Genomic DNA, 23,996 nt, shown 5'->3' with positions numbered 1-23,996 from the left:
GGACCTGGCGAGCTGCTATGCCACCACCACGACAGACGTCGATCAGCTCTGCGGCGGTTGCCCCTGCGGTCCTGCTAGCCGCGTCGTGACCTGCCGCAGAGGCTGACTGTTGTGGACGGTTCTCTTCATCCGTCGCCACGCCGCTCGGGCCGGAGACCTGCCCAGCACGCTGCCGAGACCATCCACACCGCCACCTGCCGCCGTCCCACTGTTCCGAGCCAGTTGCTGGGTGCTCTGTCCGAGCTGCTGGGCGGCCTGTCCAAGTTGTTGACCGAGCTGCCCGGTGGCCTGCTGCAGCGTCTGTGACAGCGGCCCATTGGGCCCCAGCGCCTCCTGCGCTGTCTGCCCGACCTGGTTCACGGCCGTGTCCACCGTCTTCACCACCGACTCGATGATCTGTGGGTTGCGCTCAATTGTGCGGAGGGCACTGTCGAGAATGCCCCGGAGTTCATCGAGCCGGACCTCGAGCATCGCCTCGGCCTCGACGCCCTTGATGTCGATCTTCACCGTCCCGAGATGCGCCTGAACGCCCACGTCGAGCTGGAGCAGACTGCCCAGCCGGGCTCGCAGGGAAACAGAGGCGTCCAGATTGTCGACCTCGACGTAGATCTGTTCGACCTTGACCTGCGGAATCTGGAGGACGACGTCGGGGTCGGACATCGTCTTGCTGCTGTGCCCGCCGGCCGGCTGAGGAAGGCCGTGCGATTGCGCGGGCGATTCCCGTGCGCCCGTGTCACGACTCTCCGGTTCGGTCATCCCGCACTCCTCGGGCCTCGCCTGACGTCCGGACCGGATGGAGCCCGCCATCGGTGTGTGGCCTCCGGTCCTCGGCTCCTGCTGATCAGTCTGAGCGCCACCGCGGCGAGGGCGTGGCCTAGGTGCCGATCCGGCGGGGCTGGAGCTGTCCCGACCCTGGCCCGGTCAACTGCCAGAACTCCTGCGGCAACTGGTCGACAAAGTCCCCGTACTCCTTCGCGCTGGCAGCCTCACGCAGGGTGTCCAGCACGGCCCGTGCTCCGTCGGTGGCCACCTGGCGATCCACGCCTGCCCCGGACTGCACCCGATCGAGGAATTCGGTGAACCCGAACCGTTCCGGATCTTCGGTTTGCCTGGACACCAGGCCTCGGAGCTCATCGGGGAGCTGGGAGGCGAGGTCCCTTGCCTGGCCACCAGTGATCCGTTTTGCCACCGTCTCGAGCGTGGCGCGGGTGATCGGTTCCGCCTGCTCCGACGGAACCTTGGGTCGCGCTGCCACAGACTGAATGAACTCGCTGTAGTTCACCTCGGATCCCCTCTCGAACCAGATTGCGGCGGGTACCCGCCGCCGCCGGGGTGAAACGGCGGTTCGCCCGCCCTCACCGTGGTGGGGGAGGGCGGTGGGTGATACGTCGGGTCACCCGCAACTGGTACAGGCCGGCGCTGGTGACCGCGTAGAAGACGGGCAGGAGAAGGAAAATGACCAGGCCGATCAAGGGGGCCACCAGATAACCGACCATCCCGGCGAGGACGTACAGGACGACCCCGGCGATGGCCCGGACCCGCTCGACGGGAAAGAAGCCGTCCCTGGCCTGGTCCTTCAGCAGGTCGGGGTTCCGGGCGAGGTAGTGGTAGAACGCCAGCCACGTCGCGCACAGCAACGCGCCGATCAGCGCGTAGAAGGCGATGGCCACACGCTGGTCCTGGTTGTTGTGTTCCTGCAGCGCATGCGACACGACGATGGTCGGAAACGGTAGCAGCGCCGTGCTGAACAGCACGAACAGGTTCATCCAGTGCAGGCCGCGATCGACCTGCTGAATGCGGTTGAACGCCGCCTTGTGGTTGAGCCAGACGACGGCCACATACGAGTAGGACGCGAGATACGCGACGTACGAGGGCCACTGGTTGAGTAGGCCAGACAGGAGGCGGCCGGGAGGAACGTCCGGCACTCGGAGGTCCAGGACCAGCAACGTGATGATGATCGCGAAGATGGCGTCGCTGAACGCCACGGCGCGGCTGGTGTCCGACCGGGTACCTAGCTCTGCGCCTGGCTCGCTCACCGCCTGCGCCTACCCAGGGTCGTCCGTGGCAAACAGCTGGTCGCCCCGGATGGGAATGCTTGGCGTCCTGCGGCCTGTACCTCAGGACAGACGCGTATTCGGCCACCGGGCGTGCCACGGTGGCCGGATACGGGCGGTCGTCAGGGTTTGAGGACGACCTTCTCGCAGTTGTCCTCCTTGTTCTTGAAGATCTCGAAGCCGCGTTCTGCCTGGTCGAGCGGCAGGGTGTGGGTGATGACCCGGGTCGGATCGATCTCCCCGCGTTCGATGCGCTGCAGCAGCGGCTTCATGTAGCGCTGCACGTGGCACTGGCCGGTACGCAGGGTCAGCGCCCGGTTCATCCACGCCCCGGCCGGGAACTTGTCGAGGAAGCCGCCGTACACGCCGATCACCGACACGATGCCGCCGCTGCGGCACGACAGGATCGCCTGCCGCAGCGCGTGCGGACGCTCGGTCTCCGAGCGGACGGCCTGCTTGACCCGGTCGTAGGCGTACACGTGCGCGCTGCCGTGGCTGGCCTCCATGCCGACCGCGTCGATGCACTTGTCCGGGCCCCGCCCACCGGTCAGTTCCAGCAGCCGGGACCGCACGTCCACCTCCTCGAAGTTCACCGGCGTGTGGCCCGCCCGTTCGGCCATCTGCAGCCGGTACGGCTCCTTGTCGATGGCGATGACTTTCGCGGCGCCGAGCACCCGGGCGCTGTCCATCGCGAACTGCCCGACCGGGCCGGCACCCCATACCGCCACCACGTCGGTGGGCTGGATGTCGCACATTTCGGCACCCATGTAGCCGGTGGGCAGGATGTCGGAGAGGAACAGCACCTGCTCATCGGTCAGGTCGGACTCGATCTTCAGCGGGCCGATGTCGGCGAACGGCACCCGCGCGTACTGTGCCTGACCGCCCGCGAAGCCGCCGGTCAAATGCGAATAGCCGAACATTCCGGGGACCGGATGACCGAAAAACTTCTCCGTGATCCCAGCGTTGGGATTGGAATTCTCGCAGCAGGAGTACAGCTCGGCGGCGCAGGCTTCGCACGCGCCGCAGGCGATGGGGAACGGCACGACGACCCGGTCCCCGACGCGCAGCCGACCCGGATCGACGCCCCGGCCGACCTCGGTCACCTCGCCCATGAACTCGTGACCCATGACGTCGCCGTCCTGCATCGTGGGCACGTACCCGTCGACCAGGTGCAGGTCCGACCCGCAGATCGCGGTGGAAGTGATCCGTACGATGGCGTCGCGGTCGTTCAGGATCTTCGGGTCCGGCACGTCACGGACCTTGACCTTGTTGCGGCCGGCCCAGGTGTTCGCCCTCACTTGTCCGCCCCCTTAGCGAGCTCGGCATCCGACAGCGGTTGCGCCGGACGCTGCGGGAACTCCTTGCGGGCTCGCTTGCCCCACGGGGCGCCGTCGGATCGGACCACCTGACCGGTCTCCATCACCTGCTTGAACCGGCGCAGGTCGTCGTCGAGCTGCTGGTGCGGTTCCTCGCCGAAGTACCTGGCGACTGCCTTGCCGATCGCGCCGCCCGGGATGTCGTACGAGAGAACGACGTGCACCTCGGTGCTCACCCCGTCCGGGGCGGGAACGAACCGGACGGTACCGGCGTTCGGCACGTCGGCTTTCCCGGTCGACCGCCAGGCGATCTTCTCGCCGGGCGTCTCGTCGACAATCTCCGCGTCCCACTCGACGTTGGTGCCGAACGGAGCGCTGGCGGACCAGTGGCTCGTACGGTCGCCGGTGGTGCGGATCTCCTCCAGATGGGCCATGAACGTCGGGAGGTTGTCCAGGTCGCGCCAGAACGCGTAGACCTTGGGCGGGGGTTTGCGGATGGTTGTCGTGGCTGTCAGCTCCATGGGTCCTCCTTCGCGTACGCCTCGTACCGCCCCGATCCTTTTCGCGCGGGTGGCCTGGACGGCGGTCAGCAGGTCCACCACCGTGATTCCGACGATGGCGCCAGTGACACCGACAAGGCGACGCCGGCGGCGCCCGCTCCGGTGGGCGATGGCCACCCCGAGGGAGGCCAGGTCCATTGCGTCGCCCACGACCCGGGTCCACGCCCAGATGCTCTTTCGCCGGCTCGTCAGGAGCCCGGCCGCATGTACCAACTCCCGCGCCCCGACCAGCGGCACCACCGTCTTGGACGTCGCGGAGTCGTCCACCCCGCTGATCCGGCGCACCGTGTCCGGTGCCGCCAGCTGTGCCACGCCCAGGCCGAGACTCATCCAGCCGAGCCCGCGCCCCCGCCGCTGAACCTCGTCCTGCCTGGCCTTCGCTGCTTCTCGGGTTGCTAGTTGAGTCACCGGTAGCCTCCGTATTCCGGTCGCACCCGGCCGAGCATTCCGGTCAGGACGGTCCGGGGCGCGACACCCGTGACGGCCCGGATACCCCTCGGAAACCACCTCAACCCGCCCACCGGCCGCTGCGTGGAGAGCGACGGCGTTTCGGCGGACGGGGCAGCCGATGCGGCGGGGCTCAGGACCGGCCTGATCCTCCCGGCCCTGAACCCCACTGGTCAGGCCGTCGCCATCTGGCGGACGTCTTCGCCCTGGGCGAACTCCTGGACCATCTTCGCGCAGAAGGCCGGAAGGTCGCTGGGGCTGCGGCTGGTGACGAGGCCGTTGTCGACCTGCACCTGTTGGTCTACCCAGTTCCCGCCGGCGTTGCGGATGTCTGTGCGCAGGCTGGGGAACGAGGTGAGGGTCCGGCCGTTGACCATGCCGGTCTCGACCAACGACCAAGGGCCGTGGCAGATCGCCGCCACCGGCTTCTGTTGTTGGAAGAACGCCCGGACGAAGTCCATGGCCTGCGGGTTCATCCGGAGCCGGTCGGGGTTGACCGTCCCGCCCGGCAGCAGCAGGGCGTCGTAGTCGGCCGCATTGACGTCGTTCACGGTCCGATCCACTCGGTAGTGGTTGGCCGGGTTGATGTCCTGGTTCATCGACTGGATCTCGCCGGATTGCAACGAGATCAGGTGGACCTCGGCTCCCGCCTGCTCCGCGGCGGCTCGGGACTGGGTGTATTCCACGTCCTCCACTCCGTCGGCGGCGAGGCAAGCGACTCGCTTGCCGGTCAGTGGCTGCTGGCTCTGCGCCATTGCTGCGGCCTCCCTGTTCGGCGCCACCCCGGCGGCGGCGCATCGCTAGTGCGCGGTCGCCTTCCCGGTGCGGGAACCGGCAAACTGGGCAGCGAAGCCCGACCGAGGGCGGACAATCCGGGACCGTGCCCGCTGCACAGCGACTGCCTGCGGGAGAGGCCCGCGGCGGGCGTGTGCTGCCCCTCGCGGCGGGTAACCCAGACCACCTGCTGTTAACCGGAGAGGTCGACATGACGCTGCCTGCCGACGCGATCGAGCTACCGTCTGGCCAAACCATGCCCGTGCTCGGCCAGGGAACCTGGTACCTCGGCGACGACCCCGCGAGGCGGCAGGACGAGTTGACCGCCTTGCGCACCGGGCTCGACCTGGGCATGACCATGATCGACACTGCGGAGATGTACGGTAACGGCGCTTCCGAGGAACTCGTCGGCGAGGCGATCGTCGGACGACGCGCCGATGTCTTCCTTGTCGACAAGGTGTTGCCGTCCAACGCCAGCCGACGGGGGACCGTGCAGGCATGCCGCCGCAGCCTGCAACGGCTCGGCGTCGACCACATCGACCTCTACCTGCTGCACTGGCGCGGCACGCATCCACTCGCGGAGACGATCGAGGCGTTCGCCGAACTCGTCGACGCCGGTGACATCGGGCAGTGGGGCGTGAGCAACTTCGATCTTTCCGACATGACCGACCTCCTTGAGGCGGGCGGAAGCGCCTGCGCGACCAATCAGATCCTCTACAACCTCACGCGCCGCGGTCCCGAGTACGACTTGCTGCCATGGCTGCGCGAACACCGCATTCCGGTGATGGCGTACTCGCCGATCGAGCAGGGTCGACTGCTCGGCCACCCCCAGGTGGCGGAGGTCGCCGCCCGGCACGAGGCCACGCCCGCTCAGGTCGCGCTGGCCTGGCTGCTGCGGCAGGAGACGGTCGCGGCCATCCCCCGATCGTCGAAGTCCGAACACACCCGGGAGAACGCCGAGGCGCGCGACGTGCAGCTGACCGAGGAGGACGTGGCGGCACTCGACACGGCGTTCCCGCCGCCGGCCGGCCCACAACCGCTGGAGATGTTGTAGGGCCAGCGGCCATTTCGGCGTGAGTCAACTGACCACCGGAAACTCACTCAGTATCAGAATCGCCCCGGGGGCCCGCCCTTTATGAAAGGGTTTGTTCTGAAGGTCGCCAATTAACGACGGGACCCACACGAGCAGACCAAGCGACAGGGGCGGACATGAGGTTGCTGATCGGGGGAGCGGTCGTGGTGGCCGGCGGGATGGTCGCGCGGCGCCTGCTCGGCGGGACTGACCAGGGTGACGGCCACCGGCGACGAGGCCAGGCACGGAGTCGCCGGCCGCGGTGGCACGTGGCGACGGTGAATCGACCGGCCAGTGACGTCGCCCCCGGCGGACAGCTCCCCGAGCCGCTGGCCGGGCTTGGCGACGCCGTCGAGGTCCAGCTGCGGCCCGCCCCCGGCGACCGGGGGACAGAGATCGCTGTACGGCTGCGCGACGGTGCCCGACCACCTGTTGCCGCCGCCGCTCGACGAGCCACCGGCCGGGACCCGGAGCAGGCGATCCGGGCTGCGCTGCGAGAGTCGAAGCAGCTCATCGAGACCAGTGAAGTCCTGCACCCGGACTATCCGCCCACCACCGAGCCGACTCCGGTGAACAAGCCACTGCGGATGGCCACCCAAGAGGGTCGGCGGGAGGGACGACTGTGAAGGCGCTGGTTTGGGAGGGAGCCAACGAGCTCGCGGTGCGGCAGGTTCCGGACCCGCAACTCCGCAACGAGCAGGACGCCATTGTCCGGGTCCGTCGGACGGTCACCTGCGGTTCGGACCTGCACCTGCTCGGCGGGTACATCCCGTTCATGGAGCGTGGCGATGTCCTTGGGCACGAGTTCCTTGGCGAGATCGTCGAGGTCGGTCCGCAGGTTCGCAACCACAAGGTAGGCGACCGGGTCGTCGTCTGTTCGTTCGTCTCCTGCGGCAAGTGCTGGTACTGCCAGCAACAGCAGTTCTCCCTGTGCGACAACGGAAACACGAACCCGATGATCACCGAGAACGTCTGGGGTTCCGCGCCCGGAGGCTGCTACGGCTATTCGCACGCACTCGGGGGCTTCGCCGGCAGCCACGCCGAGTTCATTCGCGTCCCCTACGCGGACCAGGGTGCCTTCACCGTCCCGGACGGGGTGAGCGACGAGCGCGCGCTGTTCGCCTCCGACGCCGCGCCGACCGGCTGGATGGGCGCCGACCTCGCCGGGGTCAAATCGGGCGATGTCGTGGCGGTCTGGGGCGCCGGTGCGGTGGGGCAGATGGCGGCCCGGGCGTCCGTGCTGCTCGGCGCCGCTCGGGTGATCGTGATCGACCGACTCGACAACCGGCTTCAGATGGCCGAGACGCATCTCGGCGTCGAGACACTGAACTACGAGCGGCAGGACGTCAGCGGCGAGTTGCTGGAACGCAGCGGCGGTCGAGGCCCGGACGTGTGCATCGAGGCGGTCGGTATGGAGTCGCACAGCAGCGGTCCGCAATTCTGGTACGACCAGGTCAAGCAGCAGCTGCGGATCGAGTCCGACCGTCCGATCGCTGCCCGGGAGGCGATCTACAACTGCCGCAAGGGCGGCAGTGTGTTCGTGCTGGGCGTGTTCGCCGGGCTGGTGGACAAGTTCCCGCTCGGGGCGGTGATGAACAAGGGGCTGACGTTGCGTGGCGCACAGCAGCACGGACAGCGCTACATTCCCATGCTGCTGGAACGGATGGCCCGCGGCGAGCTGGTCACGGAGCACCTCGCGACGCACACCATGCCGTTGGACGAGGCGCCGCGCGGCTACGACATGTTCAAACGGAAACTCGACGGCTGCGTTCGGGCCGTCTTCCAGCCCACCAGCTGACCCGTACCGCCGGGGCCACCGTCACCCTGCGCCCCGGTAGCTAGCTGACCTCGCTGGCCTACCGCTGTGGCTGCCCGCCTTTTTCGTCCCGCCAGCCGCCGGGTTCGGGATGGTAGCCGTAGGCGGCGGCCCGGACCGTTTCCTCGTTCTCCAGTCCGGAACCGATCGCGCCGCCCACGGTGGCCAGCGAGCTGGTGATCCAGGCGAGCGTCAGATAGTCGGTGAAGCTGACCGGTCGCTGCAAGGTCTGTTCGAACACGGATGTGTCGATCAGCAGGGCCCCGACAAGCGCCGTTCCCACGAACAGCACCACGTAGGACACGGCCGTGGCCAGCGTGAGGGTGAGAACCGTACCCAGATTGAACAGCCGTGCCAGCTCAGCCGGTGTCTCACGGTCTGGTTTCTCCCACAGGTCATGCGCGACGATCAGCCAGGCCACCAACGCGGTCAGCCCGAGCAGCATGATCACTGCGAGTCGGAGTCCGCCGAGCGCATCGCCCATCTGCCAGATGGTGTCCGTGGTGAGCGCGAACGCGGCGGTGCCGAACGCGCCGACCAGCAGCTTGGACAGGCCCAGCAGCGCGCGCCCGGGGCGGTTGGCTCGGACCATGCCGGTCAACAGTCGCACCCGGCCGATCAGCCCCGAGGCGACGTAGCGCCGCTCACCGGCGTCGGCCTCGCCAACCACTCGGTGGACGGCGGGAATCCGGCTTGTCATCTCGGCCGGTGCCCAGCCGGCTGGCGGCACCCGCCTGTCGGTGGCGTCGGTCAGCAGTCGACTCACCAGATCCGGAACGGCCGCGCGGGTCGCTCGCAGCTGGTCCAGTCCCAGCGCGGGCAGGGAGACCACCGCTACTTGGCGCCGGGCGGAGGTCTGCGCGACCAACGGCACCCGTTCGGCGTGCAGCGGCAGGTCGGTCAGGCAGATTGCGACGTCCCACTCGTCGCTGGCGCGCCGCCTAGCAAGATCGTCGAGCAGGGCCTCGGCGCCACCGTCGCGGCGCGGCGCCACCTCCCCCCAGCCTTCCCGCACGGTCCACCGCACGTCCGCGCTCACCCGCTCGGTGAGCCGGTTGGCCAGCTCGTCGGTGAGCCGCGCGGCCACCCGTGCAGGGTGGTCCGGTGGGGTTGCCACCAGCCCGACGACGATCTCCGGGCGTTGCTGTTCGCTGTGGGCCATCGCTGCTCCTCCAGCCGGGCTCGTCGCCGTCCATCATCACCAATGCCGGCTGTCGGAAGCCATAACGCCGAGCAGCGCCCGGAGCCGTTCGGCGACGAGGACCAGGCAGACCGGGCCACCGGGTGAGCAGCACGTGCGGCAACCCACCCGGCGACCCCCAGGAGGCGGCTGCTCTTCTAGCCTCGACCGTCGGGGTGCAACAGAACCTTGGTCCAGCCGTCGTTGCGGGCATCGAAGTTCTGATACCCCGTTGGCGCTTCGTCGAGCGTGAGCTCGTGGGACACCAGGAAAGAGGGTTCGGCCTTGCGCGATTCGATGAGGTTCATCAGCTGCCGGTTGTAGGCCTTCACGTTGCACTGGCCGGTGCCCATGCTCTGCCCCTTGAACCAGAACATGCCGTAGTCGAACGGCACCTTGCCCTGTTTCTGCAGCGAGTCCGGCGCTCCTGGGTCCTGCCGCATGTACACGCCCACCACGCCGATCGTGCCCCCGAACCGCACGGAGTGCACGAGGTTGTTCAACGTCAGCCCCGACTTCTCCTGCCCCTGCGGATCGTGCGCCTGGTAACCGACGGCCTCACAGCCGCGGTCCGCGCCCATCCCGTTGGTCTGCTCCAGGATCTGGTCCACCGGTGACGCCTGGGAATCGTCGATCGGGATCGCGCCGATCTGCTCCGCCAGGCGCAGCCGGTCCGGATGCCGGTCGACCACCATCACCTTGCTGGCACCCTTGATGATCGCAGAGTAGGCAGCCAGCAGGCCGACAGGCCCGGCGCCGTACACCGCCACACTGTCGCCGGGCCGCACGCAGGCGAGCTCGGTCGCGTGCCAGCCGGTCGGGAAGATGTCCGACAGCATGACGTAGTCCTTCTGCCTGCTCATGTCCCGCGCATCAGGCGGCAGGACCAGACAGTTGAAGTCCGCCCACGGCACCCGCAACAACTCCGCCTGACCACCGCTGTAAGGACCCATGTCCGCGTAGCCGTAGGCCGCGCCGGCCATGCCGGGTGCCGGGTTGGCCACCAGGCAGAACGCGGTCAGACCCTGATTACAGTTGGCGCAGGATCCGCACGAGACGTTGAACGGCAGGCACACCATGTCGCCGACCTTGACTAGATCGACCCCTTCGCCGACCTCGATGACCTCACCCATGTTCTCGTGGCCGAGCACCCGCCCGGGCTCCATGTCGGTGCGCCCGTCGTACATGTGCAGGTCCGAGCCGCAGATGTTCGTCGTCGTAATCCGGATCAGCGCATCGGTCGGTCTCTCGATTCTCGCGTCCGGAACCTCCTTGACGCTTACCGTCCTCGGTCCCTCGTACACGACAGCCTTCATCTGTTTCCCCCGTGAAGAATCCGCTCGCTGTTGAGCCATGCCGTTCCGGCGCCCACATCCTCGCAGACCGTTCCGACCCTTATTGCCGGTTTGCACCCCCTGGATCGGGGCCCAACGACGTCTTGCTCTGGACCCATCGACCTCCCTGTCGGCTGATCACTCTGCGATCCCTGGGCGTGCGGGTGTTGTTCGGCAGCCACGGGTGGCGGACTGCTACCGGAAGAACAGCCCGGCCCAGGGCGCGAACGCCCTGAGCCGGAGTGGTGCTGTAGCTGTCGGTCGTGCCAATCAGGTGACGTTGATGTCGCTGCACCACATGTAGGTCTGGTCCAGGTGCGACGCCCTCCAGAGCACGAACAGGATGTGGTTCCCGCTGCGTGCCGGGAGCGAGACGTTGAACGAGATGTTCTGCGCCGGCGCGTAGCGCCCGGTCGTCGTGAGCAGGTCGAGGTTGCCCCACCCGAGCTTCTGGGTGGCGGGGTTGAACCCCTGCTTGGTCACGTAGACCTGGAAGTAGTCGGCGCCGTGGCTGGCCTGGTCGTACAGCTGGACCGTGAGGTTGCGGCTGACGGTGGTCGTCTTCCACGCCCCGGGCTGGTTCACGCTGTCGTTCCTGGACAGGGCGTTGCTGCACAGCTGCCCGTCCGGGGTGCGAGCCTGGTACTGGCCGGCGAGGCCGTCCCGCAGCTGGCTCATCCAGTTCCACATGGTGTCGGGGTTGGCCTGGAACGCCTGCCAACACATGGGGTCCTGCTGCTGCATGGCCGGGTTCATGTGCTGACTGCCCCAGGTCTTCCAGCACTGGTAGGCGCGACTCATCGGGTTGATGATCGTGCCGTGGGCCTGGGCTGCCCCGGTGAAGGGCAGCATGCCGGCCACGATGGCGAACACCATGACGAGCGCTCGAAGGGACCGACGGACGGGTGACCGGGATCGTCCGCCGGATCGATCGGACTTGAGTGAACGCACTGTTCATCCTCCGCTCTTCAGGACTGCAGATCAGTATGGGAACGCTCCCAAACCAACTGTTACATCTATTGGGCTAGATATCAATACTCATCTATTTATGGTCGGATGTGGATCGAGCTGACCGGGCTGTCCGTAGCCGCCCGGTTCGGATCGGGGTGCGGGTGCGACCGCGCCGCCGGCCGCCCGGCATGCTCAAAGGCCGGCTGCGACGTCGTACCGGCGGCGCTGGTCGGCCATCTCCGACTCCGTCAGCGCCTCCTTGAGTGCCAACTCCGCGTACTTGGGCGGGAGCATCTGCCGCACCCGGTCGGTGAACATGACCTCGGCGGTCGCCTCGACCACCTGGATGCCCGGAGGGTCGGTGGACATGTCCATGATCACGGGGCCGGCCAGCTTGACCGCCACGTCCCAGGGGCGCTTCTGTTCGGCGACCCCGCAGAGGTGGAAGCCGTAGACCGTCTGCACATCGGCGAGCGCGGTGACCTCGCTCGGCTCGTAGCCGTAGACGCGAACCCCGCAGATCACTGCCGGCTTCGCCGTGCTGGCGGCCTGCTGGGCACTGTGTCCGGTGTGGTTGTGCTGCCCCGGGTCCGCCTGTTCGAGCGTGCTGCGCATCCGGGCCGTGATCTGCGCTTGCAGGTCCGCCGGCTCGGCCTCTGGGTCGGCCCGGTTGACCAGAACCAACGCGCCGGCCGACACCACCAGCAGGATCACCGCCACCCATACGAAGCGGTTTCGGTACCACCCCGCGAGACTCTCTCGGGAAATCATGATTGCTTCTCACCTCGTCGCCGGTTCTGGTGCTGGCAGGCCGAATCGGACGCCCCCGGCGGGTCGGGCGTCGAGCGCGTCGGCTGTCGGGGCGCGTGTCGGGGTATACCGACGGCGGGCGGGGATGACTGCCCGGCTATGCCCGTCGTCGTGGAGATGGCCCGGCGATCCGGCAGGCGGGCGTCCGCCAAGGGCGGCGCGCTGCCGGCGCTGCGATGCTCCCGTGCTGGCCGTTCTCAGCGCGGTTGCCCCCGCGCTGCGGCGATATGAGCCATTCCAACACGTCTGGGCCCGCTCTGGCAACATCGACGGGCATCAGCGTGGATTTGGCCGGGCGGCCCGGACCTTCGACGCACACGAATGCTCATCGCCGTACCGCCGCTGGTCTCCCCGAACAGATCCGCGGCGAGCGCAACCGGGATCGGATATGGTCCGTAACACCCGATTTGCCGCTTGTAAAGGGAAAATATGAGCCGTCTGCCATATGTGAACCCTGCCGATGTCCCGACGCCGGTCCGTGACGCGCTGCAGGCCGCTCGTCCCCTGAACTTCTTCCGCGTCATGGCCAACGCCGAGACGGCGTTTCCGGACTGGATGCGCTGGGGAGGCACGCTGCTCACGGACCTGGCCCTCGACCCGCTGCTCCGCGAAATCGCGATCCTGCGAGTTGCCCAGCTGAGCGACATCCCCTACGAGTGGGTCCAGCATGAGCCCATCGCCCGCTCCGTCGGCGCCACGGCCGAGATGATCCACGCGCTCGGGCGCAACGAGATCGGGGACGACTGTTTCACCTCAGACCAGCGGATCGTCCTGCGTTTCACGACCGAAGTCGTCCGCGACGTCCGCCCGCCCGACGACACCGTCACCGCACTGACCGGGGTGCTCTCCCCGCGCGAGGTGGTCGAACTCCTGATGGTGATCGGGCAGTACATGATGATCGCTCGGGTCGCCGCGGTAACGGACCTGGAAGTCGACGAGCCGATGGGCGCCGCCGTCTACGGTGGGCGGGCCTGACTAATGTCATGAGTACCTGTGCACCCCGCATCGAACGTCGTGACTAAGCGCACTGGAGCCCGCCCGTCCTGTCGATGAGACTCGATTCGACGCCGGAACAACAGCCGGCCGGATTCGAGGGGCGGCGGGACGGTGGACGAACGCTACGACAGCTACTGCGCCGCAGACCCGCTGTTCTACGACTCGCTCGGCAGCGCCGTCGCACAGCCCGTCTTCCCGGCCGCCGAACGGCCGATACCGGACGGCTGGCGCCGCGAGCCGCTCGACGACTGGCTGATCTACGCGCCCGACGGCGGCTCGCTGCCGCAGCAGGGCTGGAAGATTCACATCTCGGCGGGTCTGGCGAACGCCGAACGGGTGCTGGACGCGGTCTGGAACTACTGCGTCCCCCGCGGCCTGTCCTTCAAGTTCCTGCGCGGGCCGCGCACGCTGCTGCTGCGCAATTCCAAGTACGCCGCCCGGGCCGCCAGCGGCAAGTTCGTCACCGTCTACCCGCGCGACGACGCCGAGCTGGAGCTGGCCTGCAAGGAGCTCGACGAGCTGCTCACCGGCGAAACCGGACCGTACATCCTCAGTGACCTCCGCTACGGCGCCGGCCCGGTCCACGTGCGTTACGGCGGCTTCGCCGCCCGCTACTGCCACTCGCCAGACGGCCAGGTGGTGCCGGCGATCGAGGACGACACCGGCACGCTGGTGCCGGACCGCCGGGAGCCCGTCTTCCACGTACCGTCCTGGATCACCCTGCCCGACTTCCTCGGCCCGCACCTGGCCGCCCGGAGCGGTACCAGCACCGACCAGGTGCCGTACCGGATCGAGCGGGTGATCCACTTTTCGAACGGCGGCGGGCTGTACGTGGGCAGGGACCTGCGTACCGACACCGAGGTGGTGCTGAAGGAGGCCCGACCGCACGCCGGCCTGGACGCCGACGGCACCGATGCGGTCGCCCGGCTGGCCCGCGAGGCGCAGGCCCTGCGGCAACTCGCCGACCTGCCGCAGGTGCCGCGGGTCCACGACGAGTTCGCGCTCGGCGAGCACCGGTTCCTCGCGCTCGAGTTCATCGAGGGCCGACCGCTGAACAAGGTGCTGGTCGACCGGTACCCGCTGATCGACGCCGACGCGACCGACAGCGACCGGGCCGCGTACGCCCAATGGGCCCGCCAGACCTACGAGCAGGTCGAGTCCGTCGTAGCGGCGATCCACGAGCGCGGCCTGGTCTACGGGGACCTGCACCTGTTCAACATCATGATCCGGCCGGACGACCGGGTCGCCCTTGTCGACTTCGAGGTGGCCGCGCCGATCGCCGGGCACCGTCGACCCGGGCTGCGCAACCAGGGCTTCGCGGCACCGCGCGACCGCAGCGGGCCGGCGGTCGACCGGTACGCCCTGGCGTGCCTGCGGTTGGCGCTGTTCCTGCCACTGACCCAGCTGGTCCGGCTCGCCCCGGCGAAGGTGACCCACCTGGCCGACATCATCGCCGCGAACTTCCCGGTGCCGAGGTCCTTCCTCGACCCGGCGGTCGAGGAGATCACCGGTCAGCCGCGGGTCACCGCGGACCCACGAGCAGCCCTCGGCGCGGATGACTTCCGCACCATGCGGGACCGGCTGACGACGGCGATCGTTGCCAGCGCCACTCCCGAACGCGACGACCGGCTCTTTCCCGGTGACATCGAGCAGTTCCGTAGTGGCGGCCTCAACCTCGCCCACGGGGCGGCGGGAGTGCTGTACGCGCTCGACAAGAGCGGCGCCGGGCGGTGGCCCGAGCACGAAGACTGGCTGGTGCGGCGGGCGACAGCACCCCCGTCCGGCACCCGCTGCGGCTTCTACGACGGGCTGCACGGCGTCGCCTACGCGCTTGCTCACCTCGGACGTCGGCAGGACGCGCTGGACGTTCTCGACATCTGCCTGCGGGAACCCTTGGACGGGCTCGACCACAGCCTGGCCAGCGGACTGTCCGGGATCGCGCTCAACCTGGCCGAGATGGCTGCGCGTACCGGGGAGGTGTCGTTGCACGACGCCGCGTGGCGGGCCGCCGAGCGGGTGATCGGGCAGCTGGCCGACGACCCCGGCCCGGACGTCAGCGGCGGACGTAACCCGTACGCCGGGCTGCTGCGCGGCCGGACCGGCCCGGCGCTGATGTTGTTGCGGCTCTACGAGCTCAGCGGCGACGAGGAGCTGTTGGGGCACGCCGCCACGGCACTGCGTCAGGATCTGCGCCGCTGTGTGCTGCGCCCGGACGGCGCCCTCGAGGTCAATGAGGGCTGGCGCACCATGCCCTACCTGGCACACGGCAGTGTCGGTATCGGGCTGGTCCTCGACCAGTACCTGCGCCACCGGGCCGACGACCAGTTCACCGAGGCGAGCGCCGGGGTCCGCCGCGCGGCACGCTCACCGTTCTACGCGCAGTCCGGGCTCTTCGCCGGCCGGGCCGGCATCATCGCCTACCTCGCCGCCTCGACGAACGACGCCGACCGCCGCGAACTCCGCGCGCAGCTGGATCGGCTGGCCTGGCACGCGCTGCCGTACCGGGAGGGCATCGCCTTCCCCGGTGAGCAGTTGCTGCGGCTCTCCATGGACTTCGGCACCGGCACCGCCGGCGTGCTGTACGCGCTGGCCAGCGCGCGGCACGACCAGCCGCCGGCGCTGCCCTTCCTCGCGCCCCTGCCGGGCGCGAAGAGACTCCCCCGCGGCAGCGGGGGCGACCTGATCGGCGAACGGATGGAAGGGAGGTGAACGACATGGCACTTCTGGACCTCCAGGGCCTGGAGATGGCTCCGGCCGACCGCACCGGTGGCGGTAGCCGGGCGAGCCTGCTGCTCTGCGGCGACAGCTCGCTCTCCGTCACGACCTGCAACTGATCCACGCACACGTGGGGCCCTGGGTGGGTAGACGTGCCCACCCAGGGCAACCGCGTACCAACGGGAGGACCGATGCCGACGTTCGCCGTGGGGGACAGGCTGCTGCGGCAGACGGTCCTGGCGGGCGGCGGCTGGACCGCCGGACTCGCGGCGGTCGCGCTACTCGGCGCGGCCGCCGAACTGTTGCTACCCGCGGCCCTCGGCCGCGCCGTCGACGCCGCCCTCGCCGGCGGCTCCGGCTGGTGGGCGGTGTCCGCCTGCGCCCTGGTCGTCGTCCTCATCTGCGTCGACACCCTGACGGACCTGGCCAGCGGGTTCGGCGCGGCGCGCGCCACCGCCGGGCTGCGCCGGCGTCTCCTACGTCACCTGTTCAACGTGGACGTCCGCGCGACCCGCCGGCACCCGGTGGGGGATCTCGTCGGCCGGTTGGTCGGCCAGGCCGCCGACGCGGGACAGGCCGGCAACGCCGTGGTCCTGGCCAGCGTGGCGGTGCTTCCACCGCTCGGCAGCGTCGTCGCGCTCGCCATCATCGAACCGGTCCTCGGGGTCACCCTGCTCGCCGGTCTCGGCCTGCTCGCCGTTCTCATGCGCGCCTTCGTGGCCGACGCCTCCGCCGCGACCGCCGGGTACCAACGGGTGCTCGGCACCATCGCCGGCCGACTGCTGGAGTCGCTCAGCGGCGCCCGGACCATCGCCGCCGCCGGCACCACCCGTCGCGAGGAGGACCGGGTGCTGGCGGCCCTGCCGGAGCTGGACCTGCACGGCCGGCGCACCTGGGACCTGCTGGCCCGGGCGAGTGCGCGCACCTCGGCCGTGGCGCCGCTGCTGAACCTCAGCGTCATCGCGGTCGGCGGGTACGCCCTGACCACAGGCTGGCTCACACCGGGTGAACTGGTCGCCGCGGTCCGGTACGCGGCCATGGGCGCCGGGCTCGGTGCGGTGCTCGCCACCCTGAACCATCTGGTCCGCAGCCGCGCGGGAGCACACCGGGTCGCCGAGGTGCTGACGCAACCTGCCACGCGTGCCGGCGATCGGCTCCTTCCACCCGGCGGCGGCGCCCTGCGACTGCGCGGGGTGTGCGTGTACGCCGACGACGGCCGGACCATCCTGGACGGGATTGACCTGGACGTGCCGGCCGGCACAACCGTGGCCGTCGTCGGAGCGTCCGGTGCCGGCAAGTCGACCCTCGCGGCCGTGGCGGGACGGCTGTACGACCCCGACGGCGGTGAGGTGCGACTGGACGGTGTGCCGCTGCGGGACCTCGACGCGGCGGCGCTGCGTCGAGCCGTCGGCTACGCCTTCGACCGGCCGGTGCTGATCGGCGCGACAGTCCACGACGCGATCGGCTTGGCGCTGCCGGTCGACGCGGCGGCGCCGCCAGCCGATCGGAGCCCGGCCACGCCGGCGGTTCTGCGGGCGGCCCGGATGGCGGCGGTCGCCGACGTGATCGACCGTCTGCCCGGCGGTTACCGCACCCCGCTGGTGGACACACCGCTCTCCGGGGGCGAGACCCAGCGCCTCGGCCTGGCCCGCGCGTTCGCCGCCGAGCGGCTGCTCATCCTGGACGACGCGACGTCCAGCCTCGACACCGCGACCGAACACCGGATCACCGAGGCGGTGCTCGGGCGGGCCGGGGAGCGTACCCGACTGGTGGTCACCCACCGGACCGCGGCGGCCGCGGCGGCCGACCTCGTCGCCTGGCTGGACGGCGGACGGCTGCGCGGCCTGGCACCGCACCGGCACCTCTGGGCCGACCCGGACTACCGGGCGGTCTTCCAGCCGGCCGGCGGTGGGCCGTGAGCCGTCCCGGCGTACGCCGAGTGACCTGGCGGGCGCTGCGGGCCCGCCGGCGGGAGCTGGCCGGGCTCGGCGGCTGGTCGCTTGTCGAGTCGCTGCCCGCGCTGCTGGCCGGCTATCTGGTCGCCCGCGCCGTCGACGAGGGTTTCCTGGCGGGACGGCTCCTCAACGGCCTGGCCTGGCTGGGGGTCCTCGCCGTGGCCGTGCTGGTCGGCGCGGCGGCCACCGGTCGGACGTACCGGAGCCTCGGCGCCGTGGTCGAGCCGTTCCGCGACGAGGTGGCGGCTCAGGTGGTCCGGGGTGCGCTACGCGACGCCACCCGGGCGGGTGGCCGTCCGGACAGCGCGGCCGTGACCCGGCTGACCCACCAGATGGAGATCGTCCGTGACACCTTCGCCGGTCTGCTGATGGTGACCCGCGGTTTCCTCTTCTCCGCGGGCGCGGCCCTACTCGGCCTGCTCGCCCTGGCACCGGTGGTGGCGGCGCTGGCCGCCGTGCCGCTGGTCGTCGGGCTGGGCGTGTTCCTCGCCGCGCTGCCGGCGATGGTCACGCACCAGCGCGCATACGTCCGGGCCGGTGAGCAGCTCGGCCAGTCGGCGGCGACCGCGCTGGCCGGTCACCGTGACGTGCTGGCCTGCGGCGCCCAGACCCGCGTGACGGCCGACGTGGAGCGCTGGGTGTCGGCGCAGGCCGCCGCCGAACGCATGCTCGCCCGGATGGCGGCGATCCGCAGCCTCAGCCTCGGCATCGGCGGCTGGCTGCCACTGCTGGTGCTGATGGTGACCGCCCCGTGGCTGGTCGAGCGGGGTCTCACCGCCGGTGCGGTGCTGGGGGCGCTGATCTACGTCTCCACCGGGCTGCAACCGGCCCTGCACACCCTGGTGCAGGGTCTCGGCGGCGGCGGGCTCCGGTACGCGGTCACCCTGGAGAACATCCTGCGCACCTACCCGGTCCCCGACGACGGGCGCCCGTCGGTCCCCGCCGCCGCCCGGGCGCCCCGCTGCCGGCCGTCCACCGGTCCCGCCGACGGCTCGTCAGCCGTCGAGGTCCGGGAACTGACCTTCGGCTACGGTCCGCACGCCCGGCCCATCCTGCGGAACTTCTCGCTGACCCTGGCCGAGCGAGACCATCTCGCCGTGGTGGGGCCGAGCGGTGCGGGCAAGTCCACACTGGCCGCCCTGATGGCCGGTCTGGTGCCGCCGCAGGCAGGCACGGTCCACCTGGCCGGCACGACGGTCGCCGAGGTCGAGCCGGCCGTCCTCGCCCGGATGCGAGTGCTGGTGCCCCAGGAGGCGTACGTGTTCACCGGCAGTCTCGCCGACAACCTCCGCTACCTGCGGCCGGACGCCGACGACCACACCCTGGAGGTCGCTCTCGACGCGCTCGGCGCGCGTGCCCTGGCGACCCGCCTGGGCGGCCTGGGCGCGCCGGTCGCGCCGGCCCTGCTCTCCGCCGGCGAGCGGCAGCTCATCGCGGCGGTCCGGGCCTGGCTGGCGCCCGCCCCGCTGGTGATCCTCGACGAGGCGACCTGTCACCTGGACCCGGCGCTGGAAGCGACGGTCGAGGCGGCCTTCGCCCGGCGGCCCGGCAGTCTCGTGGTGATCGCGCACCGGATCAGTTCCGCGCTGCGGGCCGGTCGGGTGCTGGTCCTCGACGGCGACGAGCCCGTGCTGGGGACGCACGAACAGTTGTTGACCCGCTCGGCCACCTACCGAATGCTCGTCGGCTGCTGGGACGAGTCGGCAGTGCCACTCCCGGCGGCGCCGACGCGGCAGGGCTGAACCCCGGGCGACCGCGCCGGTCAGATCCAGCCCGCCTCGCCCGCCATCCGCACGGCCTCCACCCGGGTACGCGCACCCACCTTACGGGCGATCCGACCGAGATGGTTGCGCACGGTGCCCCGGGTGAGCCCGAGCGACGCCGCCACCTCCGCGACCGGCGCTCCCGCGGCCGTCAGCCTCAACACCTCCGTCTCGCGGCTGGTCAGTGGGCCGTCCGAGCGCAGCGCCGCGACCACGAGATCCGCGTCGAGCACGGGCTCCCGGCGGGCGAGCCGGCGGATCCCGTCGATCACCCGCTGGGGGGCGGCGTCACTGCGCAGGAGGCCGACCGCCCTGGTCGGGCAGAACATGCCTCGCAGTCGCCGGGCCCGATGCGGGTGGGCCAGCACCAACACGGGGCACCGGCCGAGGTGGTCGGGGTCGACTCCCTCGACGAAGTCGAAATCGGCCACCACCACGTCGGGGCGTTGGGCGCGGACGGCTGCGGAGACCGCGTCGCCGCGATCGACCTCCGCCACGACACGGATGTCCTCCTCGGCGGCGAGGACGAACGACAGCGCACCCAGAACCAGGGCACCGTCCAAGGCGAGCAGGGTACGGATCACGATGAACCTTCCCGCACTCCGATGGTGATTACACAACGTCAACATTCAAACACGGGTGCGGCGGGGCCGCACGGTGACGGGGACGGGTCCGGTCATCTCCACCGGACCCGCCCCCGACGGTCACAGCCAGCCGTTACGCCGTGCGCGCGACACCGCCTCCAACCGGTTGCGGGCACCGGTCTTACGCAGAATCACCGACAGGTGATTGCGCACCGTTCCGTGTGCCAGGTAGAGGCGGACGGCGATCTCCTTCAGGGGCAGACCCTCGGCCGCCATCCGCAGCACGTCCATCTCCCGGGGCGTCAACGGCATCTGCGGGGGACTCAGCACCGCCACCGCCGCGGCCGGGTCGATCGCCCGCTCCCCGGCCGCGAGCGCGCGGATCGCCCGCACCAACTCGGCCAGTGAGCTGTCCTTCCCGACCAGGCCGCGCGCGCCGGCCGCCAGCGCCGCCTCCACCAGCGCCGGACTCCACCGGGGGCTCATCGCCAGCACAGCGGCGTGCGGCGCCTCGACGTGGATCCGGGCGACCACCTCCACCGGGTTGGGCAGCTCCGGTGTCAGTGCCAGCACCACCACCTGCGGTCGGCACCGCCGGACCACCGTCAACAGCTCGCCGACACCCTCGACGTCGGCGACCACCTCCATGTCCTCCTCGCGTGACAACGCGGCGCAGAGCGCCCCGCGGAGCAAACCCATGTCCTCGGCGATGACAACGTGGATCACCACGTTTTCTCCGATCTCAGCTACGCGTCACGACGGCCAGCGATCCCGGAACATCCACGGTTGGTCAGGGCGGTCGTGCGCTACAGACGGGTGGGCATCGGCCCGCGGCACCGTCACGGCGGACGGGCGCAGGCACTGGTCGACCGACAAGCGGTGGGACAGGCCGCCGAGGCCAGTCACCGGGGTCGGTCGACCCGCCTCAGCCCGGGCGGGCGATCGCCGACGGAGTTCGGGTGTCGACCAGAAGCGGCACGAGATCGCAGGGCTGCCCAGCACCGAGGTGCGACTGCCGGTCGAGCGGTCGGACCAGCCCCGGCCCGGGCGTCGATCCGTTGTCGACGCCAGCGGCATCCTGGTCGGCGGGCGCGACGGGCTGGCCGGAGAGCTCATCCTCCGCGTCCACCGGTGCCGGGTGTGCGGCGAGGCGCCCCGTCGGGGCCGTGGCACGCGTGGGGCCGAGGACGGACAACCGCGGTGGCGCGGCCGGGGCTGGCGGCGCCGCGGCGCGTACCGGAGCAGGCGCCGGATCCGTCGGTGGCGTCGCAACTGTCGGTGCGGGCGTCGGGTGAGTCACCGGCACGGCGGGCGGTCCGACCGCTGGGGGAGCGGGCGGTGGAGGTGTCGCCGCCGGAACGATCACCTCGCCGAGAGCGGGTGGCAGAACGGCATCGGCGACACAACGAAGTGCCATGACGACTGGCCGGATCGGCACCGTGCTCAGGATGTCGACGACGTGCGGCAGCGGGGCGGTGATCAGGCCCACCACGGGCGAATCGCCCGGCCCGGGCAGCGCGGGCGGCTCGGGTACGGCGGTGGCTGGCCGTCGTGGTGGATCAGCGGCCGGCCGCGACCGGTCGACACGGTGAGCCGCGCGAGCTACCGAGGCCGGCGGGAGCTTCTCGCGCTCCGCCGCCGCGTGGGGTGAGAGGGGGCCGCCGACCCGGGGCAGCGACACGGGCTCGGGCGACGCGCCCGTCAACCACCGAGGCCCCGTCGAGGCCTCGCGAGGGGCGACGACGCCGGTGGACCCTGCCAGCCGGGCACCGAGCCTGTCCCTGCGACGGTCATCGGCACCCGCGGCTCGCGGGCGGTCCTGGCTGGGGCGCTCGGCGACCGTGAGCCGCGCGACCGACTCGACCAGACCTCCGACCGTCCGATGAGGCTCGTCACCGGACCCACTGCGCAACCCGTCGGCTTCGGCCGGGCCCTGGAACAGGGCGGCCACGACGAAACCGGCCCCGACGGCGACCGCGATCAGCACCAGCCGCCGGGCGAACCTGCGCAGCCGGCCTGCCACAAGCGGCGCGGATCGGCCCGGCGCAGACGCCGACGCGGTCTCGGTGACGGGACTTCGCACGCGGGCACGACCCCTTCCCTATGGATTGCTGACCCATAGTAGCGATGCGCTCACGTAATCGCATCCGGTGACATGCGCGCTCCTCGGCGGGGTGCGGCCGGCCACCGGACCCCGGGCGCGAGTCCACCGGCGGCCAGGACCAGGGTCACGGCCGACCCGTCAGCGTCAGGGAAACGGTCCGGATCACCCTGGCCTGCCCTGCCCGAACGTTCCGCACCCGGGAAGACCGTCTACGCGGGTGGCGGCGCGGTCGACCCCCGAACCCGCAGCGATGGGCTGATGACGACCCGGTGGGTGGGACGGTCGGGGTCGGCGAGCCGGTCGGCGACGAGACGCACGGCGGCTCGTCCGATCGAGCGTCGCGGCGGTCGGACCGCGGTCAGCGGCGGGCTGAAGAGCCCGGCGACCTCGTCGTCGTACGCCACGATGGAGAGGTCACCGGGAACGGACAGGTGCCGCTCCTCGCAGTGCTGCACCAGCGCGATCGCCTCGGCGTCGGCGTGCACCAGCAACGCCGCCGTCCCGGTCGCCTGGCACTGGTCGAGGATGCTGTTGAGCACGCTGTCTCGCTCCGGTGACCGTGCGTCGGGTACCAGAGCCACCACCGTGGCGTCCGGGTCGAGGCCGCACTCGGTCGTGGCGTCGAGCCAGCCGCGCCGTACGTGCTGGCTGGTGGGGCTGTTGGCGTCGAGCACCAACCCGACCTTGCGGTGTCCGAGCGAGGTGAGGTGCCGCACCGCCATGGCCGCACCGAGCGCGTGATCGGTGACCACCGACTCCATGACGGCATGGTGGCTGCCTACCGTGGCGGTGCGTTCCAGCAGGACGACCGGGACGCCGACCTGGTCGAGCCACTCGATGGTGCGCTCGGCGGTCGGTGCGTCCATGCTCGGCGCGATGATCAGCGCGTCGACGCCCATCCGCTCCACCAGGCGGGCCAGTTGCGGCTGGTCGTCCTCACTGTCGTAGGAGGAGCCGCGCAGAACCACGCGCATGTCGAGTTCGCGGGCGGCCCCCTCGACGCCGCGAGCCACGTCCGGCCAGTAGTAGTCCAATGAGGGTACGAGCATGCCGAGGGCGCGCCCGACCAGCGGGGCCGGGCCTGCGGCGGGTGGCTCGTCGGCTGCCGGGACGTCGTCCGGCAGGATCAGGGCGACCCCACCGTGGACCCGGCGGACCAAGCCCTCGGCGGCGAGATCCGCAATGTCGCGCCGGATGGTGACCGGCGCGGCGCCAAGCACGCGGGACAGGTCAGAGATGCGCATCGAGCCGTCGCGTTGCAGGGCTGCCAACAGTTGCTGGCGGCGGGCGACCTGAAGCGGCCCTCGGGACCCCTCCGCCGTGGCGACGGCAGGACTGTCCTTGGTCATGGGGGACCTCCGGGAAACGCTTCGTGCGGCGAGAGCTCTTGCCTGGTGCGGGCGAACTCGCCGGCCCTGTCGAACGCGGTGACGACGATCGCGAGCCGGATCGGTTGATCTCCCCATCCGTTCAAGAGCATAGGAGTCGTGCTCCGCCTGCGACGGTCATGACTCCTCGGACGGTAGAGCGGCTATGAACGATTGTGATCGTATCAGAGCATTTGA

At 70.4% G+C, this 23,996-nt stretch carries 22 protein-coding genes; 8 read left to right on the top strand and 14 right to left on the bottom strand.

Annotation, left to right across the window (positions count from 1 at the left end; translation table 11 throughout):
* Positions 1 to 42 precede the first annotated feature (42 nt).
* The 6 genes from ACIBD9_RS20100 to ACIBD9_RS20075 form a co-directional block, all read right to left on the bottom strand.
* A complete protein-coding gene (locus ACIBD9_RS20100) occupies positions 43 to 756 on the bottom strand; it encodes a hypothetical protein (RefSeq protein ID WP_396719651.1) in 714 nt (237 codons plus the stop codon).
* 118 nt (positions 757 to 874) lie between these two features.
* Positions 875 to 1,282 (bottom strand): DUF2267 domain-containing protein, encoded by a 408-nt coding sequence (locus ACIBD9_RS20095; RefSeq protein ID WP_396719649.1) that lies wholly within the window; start codon positions 1,280 to 1,282, stop codon positions 875 to 877.
* Between the two features lie 73 nt (positions 1,283 to 1,355).
* Positions 1,356 to 1,985, bottom strand: coding sequence for a TMEM175 family protein (locus ACIBD9_RS20090; protein ID WP_396719647.1), 630 nt, complete (start codon positions 1,983 to 1,985; stop codon positions 1,356 to 1,358).
* Positions 1,986 to 2,176: 191 nt separating this feature from the next.
* Positions 2,177 to 3,352, bottom strand: a complete 1,176-nt coding sequence (locus tag ACIBD9_RS20085; protein ID WP_396719645.1) for a zinc-dependent alcohol dehydrogenase — start codon at positions 3,350 to 3,352, stop codon at positions 2,177 to 2,179.
* Positions 3,349 to 4,338 (bottom strand): SRPBCC family protein, encoded by a 990-nt coding sequence (locus ACIBD9_RS20080; RefSeq protein ID WP_396719643.1) that lies wholly within the window; start codon positions 4,336 to 4,338, stop codon positions 3,349 to 3,351. The genes ACIBD9_RS20085 and ACIBD9_RS20080 overlap by 4 nt, the downstream gene beginning before the upstream one ends.
* Before the next feature lie 212 nt (positions 4,339 to 4,550).
* Positions 4,551 to 5,132: a type 1 glutamine amidotransferase domain-containing protein gene (locus tag ACIBD9_RS20075; RefSeq protein ID WP_396719641.1), complete on the bottom strand. Its 582-nt coding sequence runs from the start codon at positions 5,130 to 5,132 to the stop codon at positions 4,551 to 4,553.
* A gap of 230 nt (positions 5,133 to 5,362) precedes the next feature.
* On the opposite strand from ACIBD9_RS20075, the gene ACIBD9_RS20070 reads away from it, so the two are divergent.
* The 3 genes from ACIBD9_RS20070 (at position 5,363) to ACIBD9_RS20060 (ending at position 8,021) form a co-directional block, all read left to right on the top strand.
* Positions 5,363 to 6,205 carry an aldo/keto reductase gene (locus ACIBD9_RS20070; RefSeq protein WP_396719639.1) on the top strand — a complete coding sequence of 281 codons (843 nt, stop codon included), beginning with the start codon at positions 5,363 to 5,365 and terminating at the stop codon, positions 6,203 to 6,205.
* A 155-nt stretch (positions 6,206 to 6,360) separates the two neighbouring features.
* A complete protein-coding gene (locus ACIBD9_RS20065) occupies positions 6,361 to 6,849 on the top strand; it encodes a hypothetical protein (protein WP_387174927.1) in 489 nt (162 codons plus the stop codon).
* Positions 6,846 to 8,021, top strand: a complete 1,176-nt coding sequence (locus tag ACIBD9_RS20060) for a zinc-dependent alcohol dehydrogenase (protein WP_387174924.1) — start codon at positions 6,846 to 6,848, stop codon at positions 8,019 to 8,021. Before ACIBD9_RS20065 ends, ACIBD9_RS20060 begins: the two co-directional genes overlap by 4 nt.
* A 58-nt stretch (positions 8,022 to 8,079) precedes the next feature.
* Here ACIBD9_RS20060 and ACIBD9_RS20055 read toward each other — a convergent pair whose 3' ends face one another.
* The 4 genes from ACIBD9_RS20055 to ACIBD9_RS20040 form a co-directional block, all read right to left on the bottom strand.
* Positions 8,080 to 9,201 (bottom strand): hypothetical protein, encoded by a 1,122-nt coding sequence (locus ACIBD9_RS20055; protein WP_396719636.1) that lies wholly within the window; start codon positions 9,199 to 9,201, stop codon positions 8,080 to 8,082.
* A 176-nt stretch (positions 9,202 to 9,377) separates the two neighbouring features.
* Entirely contained in the window at positions 9,378 to 10,535 is a 1,158-nt protein-coding gene (locus ACIBD9_RS20050; protein WP_396719634.1) for a glutathione-independent formaldehyde dehydrogenase, read from the bottom strand.
* Between the two features lie 288 nt (positions 10,536 to 10,823).
* Positions 10,824 to 11,429 carry a lytic polysaccharide monooxygenase gene (locus tag ACIBD9_RS20045; protein ID WP_396719632.1) on the bottom strand — a complete coding sequence of 202 codons (606 nt, stop codon included), beginning with the start codon at positions 11,427 to 11,429 and terminating at the stop codon, positions 10,824 to 10,826.
* A gap of 267 nt (positions 11,430 to 11,696) precedes the next feature.
* Positions 11,697 to 12,275: a hypothetical protein gene (locus tag ACIBD9_RS20040; RefSeq protein WP_396719630.1), complete on the bottom strand. Its 579-nt coding sequence runs from the start codon at positions 12,273 to 12,275 to the stop codon at positions 11,697 to 11,699.
* 468 nt (positions 12,276 to 12,743) lie between these two features.
* Here ACIBD9_RS20040 and ACIBD9_RS20035 point away from each other — a divergent pair, with 468 nt between their 5' ends.
* The 5 genes from ACIBD9_RS20035 to ACIBD9_RS20015 all read left to right on the top strand — a co-directional run bounded on the left by ACIBD9_RS20035 (position 12,744) and on the right by ACIBD9_RS20015 (position 19,722).
* Complete coding sequence (locus ACIBD9_RS20035; protein WP_396719629.1) at positions 12,744 to 13,289, top strand: carboxymuconolactone decarboxylase family protein; 546 nt, start codon at positions 12,744 to 12,746, stop codon at positions 13,287 to 13,289.
* Between the two features lie 132 nt (positions 13,290 to 13,421).
* Positions 13,422 to 16,019 carry a class III lanthionine synthetase LanKC gene (gene lanKC, locus ACIBD9_RS20030; RefSeq protein ID WP_396719627.1) on the top strand — a complete coding sequence of 866 codons (2,598 nt, stop codon included), beginning with the start codon at positions 13,422 to 13,424 and terminating at the stop codon, positions 16,017 to 16,019.
* Positions 16,020 to 16,024: 5 nt separating this feature from the next.
* Positions 16,025 to 16,144: a SapB/AmfS family lanthipeptide gene (locus ACIBD9_RS20025; protein ID WP_013734295.1), complete on the top strand. Its 120-nt coding sequence runs from the start codon at positions 16,025 to 16,027 to the stop codon at positions 16,142 to 16,144.
* A 72-nt stretch (positions 16,145 to 16,216) separates the two neighbouring features.
* Positions 16,217 to 17,944, top strand: coding sequence for an ABC transporter ATP-binding protein (locus ACIBD9_RS20020; RefSeq protein WP_396719625.1), 1,728 nt, complete (start codon positions 16,217 to 16,219; stop codon positions 17,942 to 17,944).
* Positions 17,941 to 19,722, top strand: coding sequence for an ATP-binding cassette domain-containing protein (locus tag ACIBD9_RS20015; RefSeq protein WP_396719623.1), 1,782 nt, complete (start codon positions 17,941 to 17,943; stop codon positions 19,720 to 19,722). The genes ACIBD9_RS20020 and ACIBD9_RS20015 overlap by 4 nt, the downstream gene beginning before the upstream one ends.
* A gap of 20 nt (positions 19,723 to 19,742) precedes the next feature.
* Here ACIBD9_RS20015 and ACIBD9_RS20010 read toward each other — a convergent pair whose 3' ends face one another.
* From ACIBD9_RS20010 to ACIBD9_RS19995, 4 genes are all read right to left on the bottom strand, one after another.
* The gene (locus ACIBD9_RS20010) at positions 19,743 to 20,327 is read right to left on the bottom strand and encodes a response regulator transcription factor (protein ID WP_387174906.1); all 585 of its coding nucleotides are present in this window, start codon (positions 20,325 to 20,327) and stop codon (positions 19,743 to 19,745) included.
* Positions 20,328 to 20,447: 120 nt separating this feature from the next.
* The gene (locus ACIBD9_RS20005; protein ID WP_396719621.1) at positions 20,448 to 21,056 is read right to left on the bottom strand and encodes a response regulator transcription factor; all 609 of its coding nucleotides are present in this window, start codon (positions 21,054 to 21,056) and stop codon (positions 20,448 to 20,450) included.
* A 196-nt stretch (positions 21,057 to 21,252) separates the two neighbouring features.
* A complete protein-coding gene (locus ACIBD9_RS20000; RefSeq protein ID WP_396719619.1) occupies positions 21,253 to 21,456 on the bottom strand; it encodes a hypothetical protein in 204 nt (67 codons plus the stop codon).
* A gap of 1,184 nt (positions 21,457 to 22,640) precedes the next feature.
* The gene (locus ACIBD9_RS19995) at positions 22,641 to 23,780 is read right to left on the bottom strand and encodes a substrate-binding domain-containing protein (RefSeq protein WP_396719617.1); all 1,140 of its coding nucleotides are present in this window, start codon (positions 23,778 to 23,780) and stop codon (positions 22,641 to 22,643) included.
* Positions 23,781 to 23,996 lie beyond the last annotated feature (216 nt).

This window comes from Micromonospora sp. NPDC050784, assembly GCF_044456765.1.
GTDB lineage: Bacteria > Actinomycetota > Actinomycetes > Mycobacteriales > Micromonosporaceae > Micromonospora > Micromonospora foliorum.
Note: the sequence above shows the minus strand (reverse complement) of the source record. Positions and strands in the feature narration are given on the sequence as shown.

Excerpts from the sequence above, each read along its gene's own strand:
- ACIBD9_RS20100 (WP_396719651.1), bottom strand. The coding sequence starts at position 756 with ATGACCGAACCGGAGAGTCGTGACACGGGCGCACGGGAATCGCCCGCG.
- ACIBD9_RS20075 (WP_396719641.1), bottom strand. The coding sequence starts at position 5,132 with ATGGCGCAGAGCCAGCAGCCACTGACCGGCAAGCGAGTCGCTTGCCTC.
- ACIBD9_RS20070 (WP_396719639.1), top strand. The coding sequence starts at position 5,363 with ATGACGCTGCCTGCCGACGCGATCGAGCTACCGTCTGGCCAAACCATG.
- ACIBD9_RS20065 (WP_387174927.1), top strand. The coding sequence starts at position 6,361 with ATGAGGTTGCTGATCGGGGGAGCGGTCGTGGTGGCCGGCGGGATGGTC.
- ACIBD9_RS20055 (WP_396719636.1), bottom strand. The coding sequence starts at position 9,201 with ATGGCCCACAGCGAACAGCAACGCCCGGAGATCGTCGTCGGGCTGGTG.
- ACIBD9_RS20050 (WP_396719634.1), bottom strand. The coding sequence starts at position 10,535 with ATGAAGGCTGTCGTGTACGAGGGACCGAGGACGGTAAGCGTCAAGGAG.
- ACIBD9_RS20045 (WP_396719632.1), bottom strand. The coding sequence starts at position 11,429 with ATGGTGTTCGCCATCGTGGCCGGCATGCTGCCCTTCACCGGGGCAGCC.
- ACIBD9_RS20040 (WP_396719630.1), bottom strand. The coding sequence starts at position 12,275 with ATGATTTCCCGAGAGAGTCTCGCGGGGTGGTACCGAAACCGCTTCGTA.
- ACIBD9_RS20035 (WP_396719629.1), top strand. The coding sequence starts at position 12,744 with ATGAGCCGTCTGCCATATGTGAACCCTGCCGATGTCCCGACGCCGGTC.
- ACIBD9_RS20025 (WP_013734295.1), top strand. The coding sequence starts at position 16,025 with ATGGCACTTCTGGACCTCCAGGGCCTGGAGATGGCTCCGGCCGACCGC.
- ACIBD9_RS20020 (WP_396719625.1), top strand. The coding sequence starts at position 16,217 with ATGCCGACGTTCGCCGTGGGGGACAGGCTGCTGCGGCAGACGGTCCTG.
- ACIBD9_RS19995 (WP_396719617.1), bottom strand. The coding sequence starts at position 23,780 with ATGACCAAGGACAGTCCTGCCGTCGCCACGGCGGAGGGGTCCCGAGGG.